Genomic DNA, 19527 nt, shown 5'->3' on the forward strand with positions numbered 1-19527 from the left:
GGCGGTCTGCTCATGGGCTGCACCCGACTCCCGGTCTCGTCTGAACGGCCGTGAACGGGACTGAATGAGACGGCAACTGAGACGGGCGGGCTCAGGGGCAGAGCACGGTCGCCCGCCACCACCTGTCATTGCCCGCTTCATGGTCACGCTGTTCGCCTCTACCGTGTCCAGATGGAATGGTCCGCACTTGCTAGCACGGTCCTAGGAGGCATGATCGCTGCAACCGCCGGGCTCCTCGCGGAGGGTCGTCGCTGGAAGCGGGAGCGTGGCAGCCAACGTGCCGAGATACGCCGTACCTTGTACGGCAACTACTTGGCGAGCCTCAGCCAAGCCAGGCATACGTGCAGTCTGATCGCCAGGGACCCCAACGTATCGCCGGCGGAGAGACGAAGAGCGATCCACCAGGCATTTGAACCCTGCAATGCTGCTCGGGCACAGATGATCATTGTGGCTTCCAGTTCACTGGTGGCTCCGGCGCGGCAGGTGTACTTCGAGTTACGCGAGTTCGGTGAGCAGATCGTGGGAGGCCTGCGCTTCGAGGACCCTGAGTACGGGACTCGGCGCGTCAAGTACGACGAACTCGTTTCGGAGCTCATCGCTGCAATGCGTGAGGACTGGGACGACGCAGCATGAGAGTCCCCGGCGCCGCGATCCAGACTCCCTCACACCTATACGAAGCGCGCAGACCAGGAAGTACCCCATGGTGTTCCCCGAGCGATCTGGCACGCGTCTGGCACGGGCACGGCAGTCTGCCTGGCAACCTGACTTGCCGGTCTACTGATCACCGGTTCCGCTGACCAGCGAGACGGACTTGTGATCCGTAGGAGGCTGGCGAACATGTGCGCCAGTGTGCCGTCGTTGCCGTCAGGGCTGCCGTCACCTCCGAGCGATGCTGTAACAGCATTCCGACCTGACCTCGCGCACCAGGCGCGGACCCGCAGCGACTAGGACGAGTCGGATCACGTGGGCGCACTCGGATGTCGAGGACGGCACCAGGGGTCATGGCCCGGCCTGCTTCAGCAGCCCATGGACGGAAACCTCACGGTTGACGCTGACCCACCAGATGCCGTACCTCTTCCTCTCCGTTTCCAAATCCTTCGGATCCAGTTTTTCATAGGCGTTGAGGATCGACGTCCCTTTCTTCTTGAAGTCATAAGAGGAAACGAAGATGTCCGCTGCCGCTTCCGGTGACCAGTGAGCCAGGACATATCGCGGCTTGCGCGTCACGTTGATCAAATTGTTGTTGTAGCTCACCCTGCTGTGGTACAAGAGATGCTCTACACATTTTTCGGGCTGGCAGTAATATCTACCCTCGTCTTTCTGCCAGGAGGGCCTTGGGAAAAACGAATAGTCATTGACCCTGCCTCTGTCCTGCCTCATTACGGCGATTTGCAACTTGGCATCAAGCGTCTCGAATGCGGTGTCCTTGGGTAGCGTGATCATCCTTTCCATCCTGAATTCTTCCCCCATATCAAGTACGGTGCCCGGCCCTTGGAATTGCCCGGACGCGACTACCTCGCCTGCGGCTTCACTCTCATAGCTTTCCGCCTCCACGGGCTCGTAGTAGTCCTCATAATCCTTCCATTCCTGGAGCCCCTGACCATCACGGGAGAACTTCGACAAGTAGCCGGAAACGGTGTAGTCGTCGACGACGATGTAAACCGGAACCTGCCCGTCATTTTTGGCATAAAGAGCCAGCGGAACATGGATGTAGGGCTGGTCCCAGCTCGTTCGTGGGGTACCGAAATCGGCCCTCAGTTTGAAATGCATGGGAGCGGCCGTGGGTGCGTAAAGGGTCGAATATCCGAGACTAACGGCTGACAGGAGAGCCGTTACGACGACCCCGGCGGCGAATCTCTTCGGGTGCGGTATTCCCCTCCACGCCTTCTGGTGGATGACGACGAAGGTGGCCCATATCGACCACCCCCACAGGGAAACGAAGAATGGGAGGGCTGGTATGAATTCCCGCTCCTCAAGCCACAGGAAGAGCAGAAGGCTCGTGGTGGCCAGCGCGATGAGCACGCCGAGAAAGACAAAAGCGCCTGATATCCTGAGCTGCCGTCTGCCCCAGTAGTCGATGACCGCGACCGCCGCTAGGCCCTCCACTGCGGCTGCTACCAGGATCAGGACGCCGATCAGACGCTGCGCGAAGGTGAGCGCCCCGAGGGCGTCCGGCCAGCCGATGACAACGTGCAGTCCCAGCGAGGCGAGCAACCCCAGGGCCATGAGAACCATGACCGCATACCGCCTCCAGCCCTTGCCCGGCCATGTGCTGCTGCCGCCGCCACGCCAGAGGACGCACGAGGGGTCGTCCAGGTCCATGTCGTCCGGGTAGCCGAGGCGACGGAGCACCTTCCGCAGTTCGCGAAGGGACCAGGCACTGTCGACCTTCTCGCCGTGGATGGTGATGGCGCGAAGACCGCGACTGTCAGGCGACTCCACGATCACCCAGGGCCGTATGCTCATGGGTCCACGCTCGGCCCCGCATCGGTCATGCGCACGCCGAGCCGCTCCGTTCGGTGACTGGTACATGTGAAAGGGCCCCTGCCTCGCACCCACCGGGGGCCTCGTCGATCAGGGCAGGAAGCTTCTGCCACTGGAGCGAGTCCACCGTTGGGCAGATGGAAGCCCTGTTCTGACCTGCGCCACCGAAAGTCAGCCACGGTGGCGGGCTCGCCGAACGAGCACCCGTCACGTATGCCTCCGGTAACCCCGTACGGAGCTCAGCCACGCTTCCTCGATACGTCACGGTCTGTGCTCCCTCCTGCCGACGCGTTGTGGACGTACGGAGAGCATTTCGGCTCGGTTCCGCGCCCTCTCCTGACGGCGCGGAGGCGGTGTGGTGTGGGCGTCAATCCGTCATTGGCCTGGTCCTGGCTCTCGGGTCAGTCGGGGTGCTTCCTGCTCTGGCTGTGGGCCTTGGCAGTGTTGCGCGTTGAGTGGCGGCGGGCCGCCGAAGCGGCGGCGAAGACATGGAGCGGCGGCGGCCCGTGGCCGCCAGCGCGCGCGGCACGCCGCAGGCGGGCCGCCTTGATGCTTGGCGGTTCCGTCCTTGGCTTGGCTGTGTGTCTGGCCTGGATGGGTGCGATGACGGGGGTGCCGGTTGTCAGATGTGCATGGCAGGATCCCCGGATGAGTCTTTCGCCGCGCCCTGTCGAAGCCGTGGCCACGGTGGCAACCGACGCTGGAATGCTTGCCCTGTGGGACCCCAAGCGCTTCACCGGCATCGTTGACTACGACACCTGGGACGCGCAGCTCGGCGAGGACGAGGACATTGAACGGCACATCCGAACTGGTGCTCTGGCCCCCATCAACATCCGAAGTGATGGGGCCTTCGGAGTCGTGGTCCGCATCGGTGGGGTCGATCAGCCTGCCCAACTGACCGAGCGGGAGACCAGGCACTGCCTGGTCACCTCGGACGCTTACCTCCTTCAATCGTCTGGGCAGGTGTGGCTCAGTGGCATCGAGGCCGTGGGGGCCGAAGCAGGATCGGAAACCGTTCGGTTCGATCTGCCCGCGGGGCGCTGCTCGGTGGTGATCCACTTGATTGCGTGGGAAGACGAACCTGGCAGTGTCAACGAGGACGGCACTCCGTCTGAGACTGCGCTCTCCGACTTCGTAGCCGTCATCAACCCCGCCGCGCCGGAGCAGGACAACTTTCGCTCCTCTGTGGAGACCTTCGACCGCCCGGAAGACTGACTTGTCGAGGACAGGCGTCAAGCATCACCCGATGCCATCCTGCTAGCCATCGGTGACATCTGAGGCGTAGGGCTTGAAGTCGTACGTGCAGGCTGAGAGTTCGGCGCCTTTGCGATGGGCGAGCGGCACGAAAAGCACCGGCCGGATCGTCCACGTGACGCGGATGCGGTCCTGAGTGATGGACACGGTGCAGGGCTCAGACCGCAGGAGGGCTCGCCGTGTTTCGATGCGGCCCTCGTACAGCCAATCCCATGCCTCGTCGGAGGCTTCAAAATCCAGGGCGGGTGTGATCGTGCGTAGGGCGACCGCAACCCATCTGTCAGCCTGAGGCGCCGAGTACGAGTCGATCGACGCCAGAAGCGTCGGCCCCGCTGCCGGTCCAGGTCTTCAGTCCAGCACTCGCACCAGTAGCCCCATTGCGGCTTGTCCATCAGCACGGGTGGCCTCCAAGGCGCGGGTGCGTGAAGAGTTCCGTGGTGACGGTGTGGCCGCCGTCGGTCTCGTGGACCACGACCCGGTGCGCGATGACGCTGACCATGCCCAAGCCTCGGCCGTGCTCGGCGTCCTGGTCCCGATGCTCGACCTTCGGGGCCATGCCGGTCTGCCTACATCGCCAAGTAACGCCACCAAGGGCGCCGAGACCGCCACGGGAGCTCTCGACCGCCCGCTCAAGTTCCTCGCCGAACTCGCCCAGCTCGACATCACCGAACGCGCCCGCCGTCTGATCCGAACGGCCTGGACCCTCGGCGCACGCAAGGACCTCGAACATCTTCGCCTGCGCGCCTGGGCCCACATGCTTGGCTTCCGCGGCCACTTCTCCACCAAGTCTCGTCGCTACTCCACCACCCTCGGAGCCCTTCGCGACGCCCGCGCCGAATGGCGCCGAGCCCAAGCCGCAGCAGACAGCAGCCCCGAGCCCGACTCGACATACGTCCTCGCGCACTGGGTCTTCGCCGGAACCGGCCTCTCTGACGCCGAAGCCTGGCTTGCCGCATCTCTCGAACCCGCCCCTGGCACGGAAGGAGAACCGACGAATGGCTGAGCAGCAAGCCACCGTCACGCTGCTGGAACCCTTCGACCCGTCCTTGGCCCTCCTGACCGTGGAAGAGGCGGCGGCCCGGCGGGCTCCGTATCGGCCGTACGACGTGCTTCCGGCTCGTCCTCGCCGGAGAGATCGAGTCCGTCACCGTCGGGCGGCTCCGCCGTGTCCCCGCCGATGCTGTGCCCGCGTATGTGGCCAAGCTGCGCCACCGACCCGACCGAGCGGCCTGAGGGGGATGTCATGGCAGACAAGAAACGCACTCGCCAACCGAACGGTGCCTCCTCGATCTACTTCGGCAAGGACGGCAAGTGGCATGGACGAGTGACGGTCGGCGTCCGGGATGACGGCAAGCCGGACCGTCGACACATCGAGCGCAAGACCAAGGCCGAGGTCACCAAGGCCGTCCGCGAGATGGAGCGGGCGCGGGACGACAAGAAGCTCAGGAAGCCGGGGCAGAGCTGGACGCTCCAAGCCTGGCTCGAGCACTGGGTCGAGAACATCGCCAAGCCGTACGTCTCCGAGAACACGTACGACGGGTACGAAGTCGACGTTCGCGTTCACCTGGTCCCCGGCCTGGGCGCCCACAAGCTCGACCGCCTGGAGCCCGAGCACCTCGAACGCTTCTACCGGAAGATGCAGGCGTCCGGGAGCTCCGCCGGCACCGCACACCACGCCCACCGGACGATCCGGGTCGCTCTCGGGGAGGCCAAGCGGCGTGGGCACGTCGCCACCAACGTGGCTGAGATCGCCAAGGCTCCGCGACTCGAAGAGGAGGACATCGAGCCGTTCACGATCGAAGAGGTTCAGAGCGTCCTCGTCGAGGCCGCCAAGCTCCGCAACAGCGCCCGATGGGTCGTGGCCCTGGCGCTCGGTCTCCGCCAAGGAGAGGCGCTCGGGTTGCACGGGGAGGACGTCGACCTCGACGCGGGCTACGTCCGCATCCGCAAGAACCGGTTACGCCCCAAGTACGCCCACGGCTGCGGAGACGACCCCTGCGGTCGGAAGGCCGACTACTGCCCCCAGAAGCAGCAGACCCGCCGCGAGCACAAGTCCACCAAGTCTCGCGCCGGGCGTCGCACGATCGGGCTGCCCGACCCGCTGATCAAGCTCCTCCGCCAACACCAGGAGCAGCAGGAGAAGGACCGCATCGAGGCCGGCACCGACTGGGAGGACAAGGGATACGTCTTCGCCTCCCCGATCGGCGGCCCCCTCAGCCCGAACACCGACTTCCACATCTGGAAGCGGCTCCTGAAGGACGCTGGCGTTCGAGACGGCCGTCTCCATGACGCTCGCCACACCGCAGCGACCGTGCTCCTGATCCTCGGCGTCCCGGACGTCGTGGTCGACGCGATCATGGGTTGGGAGCCCGGGGGAGCGGCCCGCATGCGCGCCCGCTACATGCACGTCACTGGAACGCTGCTGCGGAAAGTCGCCCAGCAAGTAGGCGACGCTCTCTGGGAGCCGCCGGCAGACGAACTGAGACGGAAACTGAGACGGACAACGTCGAAGGGCCCCACCGCGAACGGTGGGGCCCTTCGACATCGTGCCCGGTGAGGCACTGGCGGAGGATACGAGATTCGAACTCGTGAGGGGTTGCCCCCAACACGCTTTCCAAGCGTGCGCCCTAGGCCTCTAGGCGAATCCTCCGCCGCAAACAATACAAGACGTTGAGGAGTGCTCGCGAACTCGTTCCCGGCCCCTGCCATCGGGTACTGTTTGGGCAGCCCCTCACGCGGCGCTATCTGACTGAACTCCCCCAGGGCCGGAAGGCAGCAAGGGTAGGTCGGCTCTGGCGGGTGCGTGGGGGGCGCTCGCGTTCCCGGGCGGGGTGGGTTGTCAGTGGGCGCCTATAACCTCGTATGCGTGTCGTCTCTCGCGCTGTACCGCCGCTATCGCCCGGAGTCGTTCGCCGAGGTCATCGGGCAGGAGCATGTCACCGACCCGTTGCAGCAGGCGCTGCGGAACAACCGGGTCAATCACGCGTACCTGTTCAGCGGGCCGCGCGGATGCGGGAAGACCACCAGCGCGCGGATTCTGGCCAGGTGCCTGAACTGCGTGCAGGGGCCGACGCCGACCCCGTGCGGGGAGTGCCAGTCCTGCCGTGACCTGGCGCGGAACGGCCCTGGCTCCATCGACGTCATCGAGATCGACGCCGCGTCCCACGGTGGTGTGGACGACGCGCGTGAGCTGCGGGAGAAGGCCTTCTTCGGGCCTGCCGCCAGCCGCTACAAGATCTACATCATCGACGAGGCCCACATGGTCACGTCGGCCGGCTTCAACGCGCTGCTGAAGGTCGTCGAGGAGCCGCCGGAGCATCTGAAGTTCATCTTCGCCACCACCGAGCCCGAGAAGGTCATCGGGACGATCCGGTCGCGGACCCACCACTACCCCTTCCGGCTCGTGCCGCCCGGCACCCTGCGCGACTACCTCGGTGAGGTGTGCGGCAAGGAGAACATCCCCGTCGAGGACGGCGTGCTGCCCCTCGTCGTGCGGGCCGGCCAGGGCTCCGTGCGTGACTCCATGTCCGTCATGGACCAGCTCCTCGCCGGAGCGCGGGAGGAGGGTGTGACGTATGCCATGGCCACCTCTCTGCTCGGGTACACCGACGGCTCGTTGCTCGACTCCGTCGTGGAGGCCTTCGCGACCGGTGACGGGGCCGCTGCCTTCGAGGTCGTGGACCGTGTCATCGAGGGGGGCAACGATCCGCGGCGTTTCGTCGCAGACCTGCTGGAGCGGCTGCGTGACCTCGTCATCCTCGCCGCCGTGCCGGACGCCGCCGAGAAGGGGCTCATCGACGCCCCGGTCGACGTCCTGGAGCGCATGCAGGCCCAGGCCGGAACCTTCGGCGCCGCAGAGCTCAGCCGCGCCGCCGACCTGGTCAACGAGGGACTGACCGAGATGCGGGGCGCCAATTCGCCCCGGCTCCAGCTGGAGCTGATCTGCGCGCGCGTGATGCTTCCCGCGGCGTACGGGGACGAGCGTTCCGTGATGGCCCGGCTCGATCGACTGGAGCGGGGTGTCAACTTCTCGGCGGGTGCGGCCCCGGCCGCGGGCGGCGGTGGCATGCCCGCGATGGGATACGTGCCCGGCCCCGACGCCCACGCGGGGGCGCCCGCCGCACCGGTTCCGCCGGGTGGCGGGCCCGCGGCGGCGCGGGCTGCCGTACGGGCTTCCGGGGGGCCGGGGCAGATTCCGCCCGCCACCGGTCCCGGGGCGGCTGCCGGTACGGCTCCGGTCGGGCAGCCCCCCACCGCACCTCCTGCCCCCGCGGCCCCCGTCGAGCCGCCTCAGCCTCAGCCTCAGCCCCAGTCCCAACCCCAGCCTCAGCCCCAGTCCCAACCCCAGTCCCAGTCCCAGTCCCAGTCCCAGTCCCCTCAGGCTCCGCCGGCCCCTGCGCCCGCGCCCACATCCACTCCCGCCCCGGGCGCCTGGCCCACCGCAGCCCCCGCGGGCGGTGGCCGACGCCCCGGCGGCTGGCCCACGGCAACCCCCGCGGGCGGCGGCACTCAGCCCCCCGCGCCGTCCAGCGGCACCCCCGCGCCCGCGCCCCCGTCCCCGGCCGCGACGCCCCCGTCCGCTCCCCCCACCGGTGCCGCGCCGACCTACGCACCCCCCAGCGGCGGCCTCGACCCCCGCATGCTCTGGCCGAACATCCTGGAGGCGGTCAAGAACCGTCGCCGCTTCACTTGGATCCTGCTCAGCCAGAACGCCCAGGTGGCCGGCTTCGACGGCACCACCCTGCAACTCGGCTTCGTGAACGCCGGCGCGCGTGACAACTTCGCGAGCAGCGGCAGCGAGGACGTGCTGCGGCAGGCGCTGGCCGAGCAGTTCAACGTCCAGTGGAAGATCGAGGCGATCGTCGATCCGTCGGGCGGCGGTTCGGCTCCCCCGCCACCGGGCGGCGGCTCCTCCGGCTTCGGCGGAGGCGGCGGCGCCGGCGGCGGTCACGGCGGTGGCGGCAACAGCGGCTACGGCGGTGGCGGTACGTCCGCCCAGCGCCCGGCCCCTCCCCAGCCGACGCCCTCGACACCCACCCCGCCTTCGTCGTCCCCCGCGCCGTCCGCCATCCCCGCGCCGGCACCCGGGCCCTCCGCCACGCCGGAGCCGCCGCCTCCGGTGTCCATCGAGGACGACATCCCGGAGGACGACGACCCCGACCTCAACGAGTCGGCGCTGTCCGGCTACGAGCTGATCGTGCGGGAGCTGGGGGCGACGGTGGTGGAGGAGTTCACGAACGAGTAGTGGGAGTAGCGGGAGTAGCGCGAGGAGCGGGGGGCCGTGACTTGGAGGAACATACAGGTCACGAACCCCCGGCCCCTCATCACCCTGTACGAAAACCCCGTTAGGCTGACCCCCGTGAAGGTCCTCGTCATCGGTAGCGGCGCCCGCGAACACGCCCTGTGCCGCTCCCTGTCCCTCGATCCCGACGTCACCGCGCTGCACTGCGCCCCCGGCAACGCCGGCATCGCCGAGGTCGCCGAGCTGCACCAGGTCGACGCCCTGGACGGCGCGGCCGTCACCGCGCTCGCCGAACGGCTCGGCGCCGACCTCGTGGTCGTAGGGCCGGAGGCGCCGCTCGTCGCCGGGGTCGCCGACGCCGTGCGCGCGGCGGGTATCCCGGTCTTCGGCCCCTCCGGGGAGGCCGCGCAGATCGAGGGCTCCAAGGCGTTCGCCAAGGACGTGATGGCGGCGGCCGGTGTCCCGACGGCCCGCTCCTACGTCTGCACGATGCCCGCCGAGGTCGACGAGGCCCTCGACGCCTTCGGCGCCCCGTACGTCGTCAAGGACGACGGCCTCGCCGCCGGCAAGGGCGTCGTCGTGACCGCCGACCTCGACGCGGCCAGGACGCACGCCAACTCCTGTGAGCGCGTCGTCATCGAGGAGTTCCTCGACGGCCCCGAGGTCTCCCTCTTCGCCATCACCGACGGCGAGACGGTGCTCCCGCTCCAGCCCGCCCAGGACTTCAAGAGGGCGCTCGACGGGGACGAGGGCCCGAACACCGGCGGCATGGGCGCGTACTCCCCGCTCCCGTGGGCCGACCCGAAGCTGGTCGAGGAGGTGCTGGAGACGGTCCTCCAGCCGACCGTCGACGAGATGCGCCGCCGCGGCACACCGTTCTCGGGGCTGCTGTACGCCGGTCTCGCGATCACCTCGCGGGGCGTACGGGTCATCGAGTTCAACGCCCGCTTCGGCGACCCCGAGACCCAGGTCGTGCTGGCCCGGCTGAGGACCCCGCTGGCCGGCGTCCTGCTGGCCGCGGCCAAGGGTGACCTCGCGGACCTGGAGCGCCTGCGCTGGAGCGACGACGCCGCGGTCACCGTGGTCGTCGCCTCCCACAACTACCCCGGCACCCCGCGTACCGGCGACCCCATCACCGGCCTCGACGAGGTGGCCGCGGAGGACGCCCCGCACGCGTACGTCCTGCACGCCGGTACCAAGCAGGACGGCGACACGATCGTCAGCGCCGGCGGCCGTGTCCTGTCCGTCACGGCGACCGGCAAGGACCTCACCCAGGCCCGCGACCGCGCGTACCGGGCCGTCGCCCGCGTCAAGCTCGACGGTTCCCAGCACCGTACGGACATCGCGGCGAAGGCGGCGGAAGGCTCGTAACCGGCCGGAGTGCCGGGAGTGCCGGCCCCGGATAAACCCCGAAGGCCCCGAATCCGTCTCAGGATTCGGGGCCTGACGCATGCCGGGACCAGGTCCTCGAAACCCGTCCGGATCAAGGGCCTGATCCTCGCTGTCCGTCATCCACCTTTCCCCAAAGCCATTCCATCGAGTGACCGATGCCCCATCCGGCTGACGTGGGCCGAAGCCCCAACTAGGGTGCGGCGCAAGCGTTCCGGCACTTGGCCCACCGGCATTGCGATGTCAGTGGTGGGTGCCACAGTGGGGGAGTGAGCAAAGCCAGGACAGTTCGGACAGCCAGGGCAGCGCGGAGGGGGTGAGGTCCGGCGTGACCGGTATGGGTGTGGAGGTCGGTGCGCAGGCAGCGCGCGCCCGGGCCATGGCGGTGCTGCGGGTGCGCAGCCGCGCGCTGGCCGTCGCGGTGCTGCCGGCGGCGTTCGCCGTGGTGCTGCTCGCCGGTGCCTCCACCGGTCACCTCGTCGGACCGGGCTGGCACGCCGCGCGTTGGGTCGTCATCCCCGTCGCCGTTCTCGTCCTGCTCGCCGCCGCCGTCATCGCCCTGGTGGTCGCCCGGGCCCGGCCCGCCGTCAGTCCCACGGTCCCGATCGGTGAGGGGCAGGCGCCGGACCTGTACCGGATGGTGCGCGACCTCGCCGACCGCCTCGATGTCCCCGCCCCGTCGGCGATAGCCCTCACCCCGGACTGCGACAGCTGGCTGGAGGACCGCACGCACCTGTCCCACGGCCCGCCCGCCGCCGAAGGCGGCATGGAGGACGGGCTCAACGGCCTGCACGGCGGAAGCCGGGGCGGCACCCATCGCCGTACGCCGGACGCTCCTGTTCTCGTCATCGGCTCCCCGTTCCTGTGGTGGATGCGCGTAGGAGAGCTGCGCGCCGTCCTCGCCCCGGTCGTCGCCGGTACGGGACCGTCGGCGCACCCGGACATAGCCCAGGCCCGGCGCTTCGTCCGGGGCCTGGACGCCGCCGTGGCCGTCGCCTCGACGCGCGGCCGCTGCCCAGGGTCGCGGGCGGTGTGCGCGGGCATCGGCTGGGTCGCGCGCGTGCTGCTGCGCAGCTGCCGGGACCACGCGGCCGAGATGGAACGGGGGGTGGCCGCCGCGGCCGCCGAGCGTGCACAGGCTGTGGATTACGGTCTGCGGATCGTCGCCCAGGAACAGGTCGGGCTGGCGTACGCGGGCTGGGACCGGCTGCTGACCCGGGTCGCGCTGCCCGCCTGGCGGATGGGCCGCTGGCCGTCCCGGCTGGACGCGGGTGTCGTCGCCGCGCTCACCGAACTGTCCCGGCGGGACCGCCTGGCCGAGGGCTTCGCCTCCCGGCTGGGCGAGCGCCCCGCCTGCGACCTGCTCGAAGAGCCCGGCGCGATCGACGAGGCCGCCTCGCTCCTCGCCGCCCGCCTCTTCCACGGCGGCCCCGCCGAACCCGGCCCTGACTGGTCTCCGGTGGACTGGCAGGAGTACCCGGAAGAGGTCGTCGACCGCAAATGGCGCACCGACGCGGCCCGCCTCCACCGAGTCCTCGACACCCTCGGCGTCCGCCGCACCACCCAGGGCACACCCGCCCACTCCGACGGCCCCACCCTCTCCCGGGTCCTGGACCACCTGTCGACCCCACCGGACACCCCACCCACTTGGTCCCGCCAAGAGCAGGCCGCCCCTCACGGAGGCCCCGCTCCCCGCACGGGCCCCGACGGGCCCTCCGAGGCGGAGGCCCACCGGAGCTCCGCCCCACCCCCCGGCCCCGACGGTGCCTCCGATGCGCAAGCCCACCGGAGCCCCGAGCGCCACACGGCCCCCGACGGGCTCTCCGATGCGCAAGCCCACCGGAGTTCCGCCCCTCACACGGCCTCCGACGGGCCTTCCGAGGCACAAGCCCCTCAGAGCCCCGACCTCCAAACCGGCCCCGACCGAACCCCCGAGGCCTCCGCTCATCCGGATCAGCCTCCCGGGGCGCACACCAGCCTGCCTCAGGCGGCCCCCGGCACGCCCCCCACCGACGGGCAAGCGATTACCGCGCCCCCCGCCGAGGCCCCACCCACAAGCCCCGTCGAGCCCCAGCAACCCCCGGAATCCGTCCGGTCCCCGGAGGCCCCGGAACCCGTCCGGTCCCTCGGGGACCCGAAGCCCCCCAAGCCCCCGAAGGCTCCCTACGCCGCCATGGCCGAGGACCACCCCGGCGACGACGATCAGGAGACCGAGCGAAGCTCCGCCCTCGCCGCCGGCCTCACCGCCGAGTTGGCCCGCGAGGAAGCCGCGTCCCCCGTGGAGCGGAACGCGTCCCTCGCCCCCGACACCACTCTCCTGGACATCGGCACGCTCCCCCTCTTCCCGCTCCAGCCACCCCGTACCTCGCGCGAGCTGCTCACCGACCACGTGACCGCGATGGTGTGCTGCGCCGCGATGGACACCGCCGGGGCGACCCCGGGGCTGGACTGGCTCGACGGGCCCACGCTTCTCATCAACGGCACACGGGCGGCCGACCTCGCCCCCAGAGTCCTGAGCCTGATCGAGGACGGCGACCCGGCGCCCCTGCGCGCCTGGCTGGTGGAGTCGGGGATACGCCCGGAGAAGCCGGTACGCCTGGTCTGACGGCCGCCTTTCCGGCCGTCACAGCCCGCCCCGCGTGCCATATGCGGCCGGAACCCCTGGTTCCACTTTCGGCCAATTCGCAACGAATAGTGACAGGATGCGTGCGCAATGTGATGTGCTGGGATCGATAGCGCACATGGCAAGGGCTTGCGACATACGACAGGTACACAAACGCCCATGTCGCACGAGGCACGACGCACCACCACGGACGCACGGCCACGGGGGAACGAGGGAGGGGTAGGGCCATGGGGTCGGAGCAGATCCGCCGCTGGGAGTCGGGGGCACTCGCGCACGCCGTGACGGACCCCTTCGGTCAGGGCCCCGTCCCCTGGCTGCGGGGCAACGTGACGTACTTCGACGACACCGGCCAGGTGGTCCCCTGGTACGTCGACGGGCAGGCCCACCCCCCGACGGCCGGCACCCCCAGGATCCCCGGGCCGCGCACGGCCGGAGGCCCCCGCTCAGCCGACGACGTCCACCGCCAGATCAAGGGCTTCACCTCCACCGGCGCGGTCGCCCCCGGCGAGGCCGTCGACTTCCACATCACCGTCGACCCGCCCCAGGAATTCGCCGTCGACGTCTACCGGATCGGCCACTACGGCGGTGACGGCGCCGCGAAGATCACCACCAGCCCCCGTCTCTCCGGCATCGTCCAGCCGCCCCCGCTCACCGCCGACCGCACCGTCTCCTGCCACCACTGGTGGCTGTCCTGGCGCCTGCAGATCCCCTCGTACTGGACCATCGGCGCGTACGTGGCCGTCCTCACCACCGCCGACGGCTACCGCTCCCACATCCCCTTCACGGTCCGCGACAACCACCCCGCCGACCTGCTCCTGCTCCTCCCCGACGTCACCTGGCAGGCGTACAACCTCTACCCGGAGGACGGCCGCACCGGCGCCAGCCTCTACCACGCGTGGGACGACGACGGCCGCCTGCTCGGCGAGAACGACGCCGCCACGACCGTCTCCTTCGACCGCCCCTACGCGGGCGCGGGCCTCCCGCTGCACGTCGGCCACGCCTACGACTTCATCCGCTGGGCCGAGCGCTACGGCTACGACATCGCCTACGCCGACGCCCGCGACCTGCACGGCGGCCATGTCGACCCCACCCGCTACCGCGGCCTGGTCTTCCCCGGCCACGACGAGTACTGGTCGTCGAACATGCGCCGCACGGTCGAGCTCGCCCGCGAGAACGGCACGTCCCTGGTCTTCCTCTCCGCCAACTCCATGTACTGGCAGGTCGAGTTGGGTCCGTCCCCGTCCGGCGTCCCCGACCGCCTGATGACCTGCCGCAAGCGCCGGGGCCCGGGCCGACCGGTGCTCTGGCGCGAGATCGACCGCCCCGAGCAGGAGGTGATCGGCATCCAGTACGCGGGCCAGGTCCCCGAGCCGCACCCCCTGATCGTCCGCAACGCCGACCACTGGCTGTGGGAGGCGACCGGCGCCGAGGAGGGCGACGAGATCGAGGGCCTGGTCGCGGGCGAGGCCGACCGCTACTTCCCGCGCACCCCGCTCCCGGACCACGAGGAACGCATTCTGCTCGCGCACTCCCCGTACCCGGACAAGGAGGGCACCCTCCGCCACCAGGAGACCTCCCTCTACCGCGCCCCCTCCGGCGCCCTGGTCTTCGCGTCCGGCACCTTCGCCTGGTCCCCGGCACTGGACCGCCCGGGCCACGTCGACGCCCGCGTCCAGCGCGCCACGGCCAACCTCCTGGACCGCATCTGCAAACGTGACTGAGCCACCCAGCACAGCCCCAGTCCCTCACCCAGCACACCCCCAGTCCAAGGTCAGCGGCCCATACGGGACAATCGACGCTGTTGGACAGAACCACGGGGAGGAACCGTGTCCGGATTCGTAGAAAAGCCCGAGCCGATTCAGGTTCCGGGCCTGGTGCACCTGCACACCGGCAAGGTGCGCGAGCTGTACCAGAACGAGGCGGGCGACCTCGTGATGGTCGCCAGTGACCGTATGTCCGCCTACGACTGGGTGCTGCCGACCGAGATCCCCGACAAGGGCCGCATCCTCACCCAGCTCTCCCTGTGGTGGTTCGACCAGCTCGCCGACCTGGTCCCCAACCACGTCCTGAGCACCGAGGTCCCCGTCGGCGCCCCCGCCGACTGGGCGGGCCGCACCCTCGTCTGCAAGTCGCTGAAGATGGTCCCCGTGGAGGCCGTGGCCCGCGGCTACCTCACCGGCTCCGGCCTGGTCGAGTACAACGAGTCCCGCACCGTCTGCGGCCTCGCCCTCCCCGAGGGCCTCGTCGACGGCAGCGAGCTGCCCGCCCCGATCTTCACCCCGGCCACCAAGGCCGCGGTCGGTGAGCACGACGAGAACGTCTCCTACGAGGAGGTCGCCCGCCAGGTCGGCCCCGACACCGCCGCCCGGCTGCGCCAGGCGACCCTCGCCGTCTACGCCCGGGGCCGGGACATCGCCCGCGAGCGCGGCATCATCCTCGCGGACACCAAGTTCGAGTTCGGCTTCGACGGGGAGACCCTGGTCATCGCCGACGAGGTCCTCACCCCGGACTCCTCCCGCTTCTGGCCGGCCGACCAGTGGCAGCCGGGCCGCGCGCAGCCGTCGTACGACAAGCAGTTCGTGCGTGACTGGCTGACCTCGCCGGCCTCCGGCTGGGACCGCAAGAGCGAGCAGCCCCCGCCGCCGCTGCCGCAGGAGGTCGTGGACGCGACCCGGGCGAAGTACGTGGAGGCGTACGAGCGTCTGACGGGCACGAGCTGGAGCTGACCTACGGGCCCCATGACAAAGGCCCCGGTCGATGACCGGGGCCTTGATCTGGAGCGAACGACGAGGTTCGAACTCGCGACCTCAACCTTGGCAAGGTTGCGCTCTACCAACTGAGCTACGTTCGCATGCGCCGTGGCGCGAGACCCACTATACCCAACCCCGCTCCCGTGCGAGCCGCACCGCCGCGTGGCGGTTCTCCGCGCCGAGCTTCGAGACGGCGGACGACAGGTAGTTCCGTACGGTCCCCTGCGACAGCGCGGCCCGCTCCGCGATCTCCGCGACGGGTGCCCCGTCGGCGGCGAGTTCCAGCACCTCGGCCTCCCGCGAGGTCAGCGGCGAATCCCCGGCGGCGATGGCGTCGGCGGCCAACTCCGGGTCGACGTAGCGGTTTCCGGCGTGCACGGTCCGGATGATCTCGGCGAGCCGCTGAGCGCTGACGGTCTTCGGGACGAACCCGCGCACCCCCGCCTCAAGAGCCCGCTTCAGATGCCCGGGCCGCCCATGGCTGGTCACGATCATCACCCGGCAGCCGGGCAGTTCGGCCCGCAGGGATGTGGCGACCTTCACACCGTCCGCCCCGGGCATCTGAAGATCCAGTACGGCGACATCGGGTTCGTGGGCCCGTGCCATGGCCAGCGCCTCCGGCCCGCTGGCCGCCTCGGCGACGATCACGAGGTCGTCCTCCAGGGACAGCAGCGTGGCGAGCGCTCCCCGGATCAGATGCTCGTCGTCGGCGAGCAGCAGCCGCACGGGCCGGGTCGTACGGTCGCTCATACGGCGGCCTCCCGCACGCCCGCTCCCGCTCCCGCCAACGGCACCTGAGCCACCAGCCGGAACACTCCCTCCCGGGCACGGCCGGCCTCCAGGGTGCCGTCCACCGCGGCCAGCCGCTCCCGCAGCCCGGCGAGCCCGGAGCCGCCACGCTCGCCGGAAACCGGGCTCTCGCCGGAGCCTCCACCCCCGTCGGAGGCCCCGGCAGCCCCGTCGTTCTCCACCGTCAGCACCACGTGTCCATCCCTCACCCGTACTCCCACAGCGCACCGCTCGGCATCCCCGTGCCGCAGCACATTGGTGGTGGCCTCCCGTACCACCCAGGCCAGCGCCGACTGCACCTCGGCGGGCAGCCCGGCCGCCTCCCCGGTCACCCGGCACTCGATCCCGGCCGCGGTCAACACCCCTTGCGCACCGGCGAGTTCGACTCCCAGGTCGGCCTCCCGGTATCCCCGTACGACATCGCGCACCTCGCGCTGAGACTCCTGCGCGATCCGCTGCACCTCGATCATCTGCTCCACGGCCTCGGGCCGCCCGCGCCGGGCCAACTGCACGGCGAGCTCGCTCTTCAGCGCGATGACCGCCAGATTCCGCCCCATCACGTCGTGCAGATCCCGTCCGAACCGCAGCCGCTCCTCGGCGACGGCGAGCCGGGCCCTGGTCTCGCGGGCCTCGTCGAGTTCGTAGACGGCCTTGAGCAGCCAGACGGAGAAGACCGCGGTGAAGGCGAGGAATCCGCAGCTGGCCAGCACGATCAGTGCGGTGCCCAGCGCGCCGAGCGGGGACCGGGTGATCGCGAGCACGACGGTCCCCGTACCGGCCGCGAAGCCCGCGACGACGGCGTACACGTGCCTGCGCCGCCGCACTCCGAGGGTGATGATGCCCACCCCGAAGATCATGGTGACCCCGAAGACACTGCCCGCCGCCGAGTCGGCGCCGTCGCCCTGCGAGCCGTACTCGGAGACGGCGAGAGCCGTGACGGCGACCACGGCGGTGGCCGCGCCGAGCGCGCACATCAGCCGCAGCGGCTGCGCCCGCCGGCCGCGCAACCAGTCCACCGTGCGCGACACGGTCAGCATGCAGATCGCCGCATGCGCGCACACCAGGAGCAGCAGCCAGGCGGCCGCCGCGCCCCCGATCCGGCCGATGAGCGGCACTCCGGCCCCGGCGACCTCCACCACCGCGAAGAAGTGGAACGACCCCCGGGTGTACGTCTCCACCTTCGCCGGAGTGCTCTTCCCCCGCCACCATGTACCCGGCCCGCGCATGCGCCCGCTCCCCCTACCTCAACGCCGAGGTTCCCATCGGAACCACCGCCGTACAGCAAACACGCCCAGGACCGTCCAGGCCAGCGCGGTGGCCACGGCGCCCAGGGCCTCGTACGCCGACAGCTCCCCGGTCAGACCACCCCGCACGAGAGTGATCACCGGGGTCAGCGGCAGCAGTTCGCACAGCGACGCCACCCGGTCGGGGAGGATCTCCAGGGGCACGAACATCCCGGAGAAGATCATGGAGAGGAACACCACGGGCAGTGTCGTGACCTGCGCACTCTCGACGCTCCGGGTGAAGGAGGCGGTCACCGCGGCGAGCGAGGCGCACAGCAGGAACCCCAACAGCAGGCCCAGCACGGCGAGATGTGGAGCGCGGGGCGCGCCCACGTCGAGCAGGACGGCGCAGCCGGCCGTCAGCACCACACACTGGGCGAGGCCGGTGGCCACGGCCGGGAACGCGGCCCCGGCGAGGATCTCGTTGTCCCGCAGCTCGCCGGTGCGCAGCCGCTTGAGGACGAGTTCCTCGCGCCGGGCGGTGTAGACGCTGACGAGCGTCACGTACACCGCGTAGAGCAGCGAGAAGCCGATGGAGGCGGGCAGGAGGACCGTGCCGAGGGTCAGGCCCACCTCGGCCAGGTCCATCTGCTTGGCCGCCTCCCGTGCGCTGAAGGGCAGGATCAGGGGCACGAACAGCGCCGCGAACAGCGTGCCCCTGCTGCGACCGAGCAAGGTCAGCTCGGCCCGTGCCAGCGCCGCCATGCGCCCCACCGGGGCGGTCGTCGCCGTGCTCATGCCGCGTACTCCTTCGTCATCGTCCCGTTCGCCTGGGCCGCCTCCCGCGCGATCCCCAGGAACGCCTCCTCCAGCGACGCCGGCCGCACGTCCAGTCGCCGCAGCTCCACGGCGGCCCCTTCGGCCCACACCAGCAGCCGGGTCGCGGTCCGCTGCAACTCGTGAGTGCGCAGCCGTACGACACGCCCGTCGACCTCGTGGCCGCACACGCCCATGTCGTCGAGCGGCGGCAGATCTCCCACGAAGTAGCCCTGCGGCAGTTCGAAGGAGATCCGCGACGGCTGGGCCGCGGTCACCTCGGCCGGTGTCCCGGCCGCCGCGATACGCCCCTCGTGCAGGATGGCCAGCCGCTCGGCGAGGCCCTCGGCCTCCTCCAGGTAGTGCGTGGTCAGCAGCACGGTCGTACCGGCGTCCCGCAGCCGGCGCACCAACTCCCAGGTGTCCCGGCGCCCTTCGGCGTCGAGCCCGGTCGTCGGCTCGTCCAGGAACAGCACCTCGGGGTCCCCGAGCAGCGCGAGCGCCAGGTCCAGCCGCCGTCGCTCCCCGCCGGAGAGCTGCTTCACCCGGACGCCGGTCTTCCCGGCCAGTCCGACGAGCTCCAGCACCTCCAGCGGCGGCCGTGCCCCGCTCACACACCCGGCCCACATCCGCGCGGTCTCGGCGACGGTCAGCTCGGACGGAAAGCCGCCCTCCTGAAGCATCACCCCGGTCCGCGGCCGTACGGCGGCCCGCTCGGCGTAGGGATCGTGCCCGAGCACCCGCACTCGCCCCCCGGCGGGCCGGGCGAGCCCCTCCAGTAGTTCGACCGTCGACGTCTTGCCCGCGCCATTGGTGCCGAGCAGCGCGAAGATCTCCCCGCGGTTCACGGAGAAGCTGATTCCGCGCACCGCCTCGAACCCGCCCCCGTACACACGCCGCAGGTCAGTGACCTCAATCACGTGTTCGTGTTCGTTTCCGTTCATGGCTCCAGCGTCC

General features: G+C 70.1%; 13 protein-coding genes, 2 tRNA genes, 1 other RNA gene and 4 pseudogenes. 11 read left to right on the forward strand and 9 right to left on the reverse strand.

Annotated elements, in window-relative coordinates; translation table 11 throughout:
- The first annotated feature begins 210 nt into the window (after positions 1–210).
- On the forward strand, positions 211–633 hold the full coding sequence (locus tag ACZ4UU_RS41945) for a hypothetical protein (RefSeq protein ID WP_471908707.1): 423 nt from the start codon (positions 211–213) through the stop codon (positions 631–633).
- Positions 634–999: 366 nt separating this feature from the next.
- Here the strand turns inward: ACZ4UU_RS41945 and ACZ4UU_RS41950 are convergent, their stop codons facing one another.
- Positions 1000–2466, reverse strand: coding sequence for a DUF4395 domain-containing protein (locus ACZ4UU_RS41950; RefSeq protein WP_471908708.1), 1467 nt, complete (start codon positions 2464–2466; stop codon positions 1000–1002).
- A 378-nt stretch (positions 2467–2844) separates the two neighbouring features.
- Between ACZ4UU_RS41950 and ACZ4UU_RS41955 the strand changes: the two genes are divergently transcribed.
- Complete coding sequence (locus ACZ4UU_RS41955; protein ID WP_471908709.1) at positions 2845–3699, forward strand: hypothetical protein; 855 nt, start codon at positions 2845–2847, stop codon at positions 3697–3699.
- A 42-nt stretch (positions 3700–3741) separates the two neighbouring features.
- On the opposite strand, the pseudogene ACZ4UU_RS41960 reads toward ACZ4UU_RS41955, so the two are convergent.
- Both ACZ4UU_RS41960 and ACZ4UU_RS41965 read right to left on the reverse strand, forming a co-directional pair.
- A pseudogene (locus ACZ4UU_RS41960) lies at positions 3742–4130 on the reverse strand (hypothetical protein).
- Positions 4130–4425 (reverse strand): annotated as a pseudogene (locus ACZ4UU_RS41965) (hypothetical protein). The pseudogenes ACZ4UU_RS41960 and ACZ4UU_RS41965 overlap by 1 nt, the downstream one beginning before the upstream one ends.
- Here ACZ4UU_RS41965 and ACZ4UU_RS41970 point away from each other — a divergent pair.
- From ACZ4UU_RS41970 to ACZ4UU_RS41980, 3 genes and pseudogenes are all read left to right on the forward strand, one after another.
- Positions 4322–4741, forward strand: a pseudogene (locus tag ACZ4UU_RS41970) (replication initiator); the annotation flags it as partial. The pseudogenes ACZ4UU_RS41965 and ACZ4UU_RS41970 overlap by 104 nt on opposite strands.
- Positions 4734–4971 (forward strand): annotated as a pseudogene (locus ACZ4UU_RS41975) (excisionase family DNA-binding protein). The pseudogenes ACZ4UU_RS41970 and ACZ4UU_RS41975, both read left to right, overlap by 8 nt.
- A gap of 10 nt (positions 4972–4981) precedes the next feature.
- Positions 4982–6295: a tyrosine-type recombinase/integrase gene (locus ACZ4UU_RS41980; protein WP_471908710.1), complete on the forward strand. Its 1314-nt coding sequence runs from the start codon at positions 4982–4984 to the stop codon at positions 6293–6295.
- Positions 6296–6300: 5 nt separating this feature from the next.
- Here ACZ4UU_RS41980 and ACZ4UU_RS41985 read toward each other — a convergent pair.
- A tRNA-Ser gene (locus ACZ4UU_RS41985) sits at positions 6301–6388 on the reverse strand.
- 72 nt (positions 6389–6460) lie between these two features.
- On the opposite strand from ACZ4UU_RS41985, the gene ffs reads away from it, so the two are divergent.
- The 6 genes from ffs (at position 6461) to ACZ4UU_RS42015 (ending at position 15718) form a co-directional block, all read left to right on the forward strand.
- Positions 6461–6559: signal recognition particle sRNA small type (ffs, locus tag ACZ4UU_RS41990), an RNA gene on the forward strand.
- Positions 6560–6604: 45 nt separating this feature from the next.
- Positions 6605–8983, forward strand: a complete 2379-nt coding sequence (locus ACZ4UU_RS41995) for a DNA polymerase III subunit gamma and tau (protein ID WP_471908711.1) — start codon at positions 6605–6607, stop codon at positions 8981–8983.
- 114 nt (positions 8984–9097) lie between these two features.
- Positions 9098–10351 carry a phosphoribosylamine--glycine ligase gene (gene purD, locus ACZ4UU_RS42000; RefSeq protein WP_471908712.1) on the forward strand — a complete coding sequence of 418 codons (1254 nt, stop codon included), beginning with the start codon at positions 9098–9100 and terminating at the stop codon, positions 10349–10351.
- Positions 10352–10697: 346 nt separating this feature from the next.
- Positions 10698–12974: a hypothetical protein gene (locus ACZ4UU_RS42005; RefSeq protein WP_471908713.1), complete on the forward strand. Its 2277-nt coding sequence runs from the start codon at positions 10698–10700 to the stop codon at positions 12972–12974.
- 245 nt (positions 12975–13219) lie between these two features.
- Positions 13220–14713, forward strand: coding sequence for a N,N-dimethylformamidase beta subunit family domain-containing protein (locus tag ACZ4UU_RS42010; RefSeq protein ID WP_471908714.1), 1494 nt, complete (start codon positions 13220–13222; stop codon positions 14711–14713).
- 105 nt (positions 14714–14818) lie between these two features.
- The gene (locus tag ACZ4UU_RS42015) at positions 14819–15718 is read left to right on the forward strand and encodes a phosphoribosylaminoimidazolesuccinocarboxamide synthase (protein ID WP_471908715.1); all 900 of its coding nucleotides are present in this window, start codon (positions 14819–14821) and stop codon (positions 15716–15718) included.
- Positions 15719–15767: 49 nt separating this feature from the next.
- Here ACZ4UU_RS42015 and ACZ4UU_RS42020 read toward each other — a convergent pair.
- From ACZ4UU_RS42020 to ACZ4UU_RS42040, 5 genes are all read right to left on the reverse strand, one after another.
- Positions 15768–15843: transfer RNA gene (locus ACZ4UU_RS42020), tRNA-Gly, on the reverse strand.
- A 22-nt stretch (positions 15844–15865) separates the two neighbouring features.
- Positions 15866–16492 (reverse strand): response regulator, encoded by a 627-nt coding sequence (locus ACZ4UU_RS42025; protein WP_471908716.1) that lies wholly within the window; start codon positions 16490–16492, stop codon positions 15866–15868.
- Positions 16489–17757, reverse strand: a complete 1269-nt coding sequence (locus ACZ4UU_RS42030; protein ID WP_471908717.1) for a sensor histidine kinase — start codon at positions 17755–17757, stop codon at positions 16489–16491. Before ACZ4UU_RS42030 ends, ACZ4UU_RS42025 begins: the two co-directional genes overlap by 4 nt.
- A gap of 18 nt (positions 17758–17775) precedes the next feature.
- On the reverse strand, positions 17776–18552 hold the full coding sequence (locus ACZ4UU_RS42035; protein WP_471908718.1) for an ABC transporter permease: 777 nt from the start codon (positions 18550–18552) through the stop codon (positions 17776–17778).
- The gene (locus ACZ4UU_RS42040) at positions 18549–19514 is read right to left on the reverse strand and encodes an ABC transporter ATP-binding protein (RefSeq protein WP_471908719.1); all 966 of its coding nucleotides are present in this window, start codon (positions 19512–19514) and stop codon (positions 18549–18551) included. Before ACZ4UU_RS42040 ends, ACZ4UU_RS42035 begins: the two co-directional genes overlap by 4 nt.
- Positions 19515–19527: the final 13 nt, after the last annotated feature.

The sequence above is a fragment of the Streptomyces sp. NPDC028907 genome, assembly GCF_055564995.1.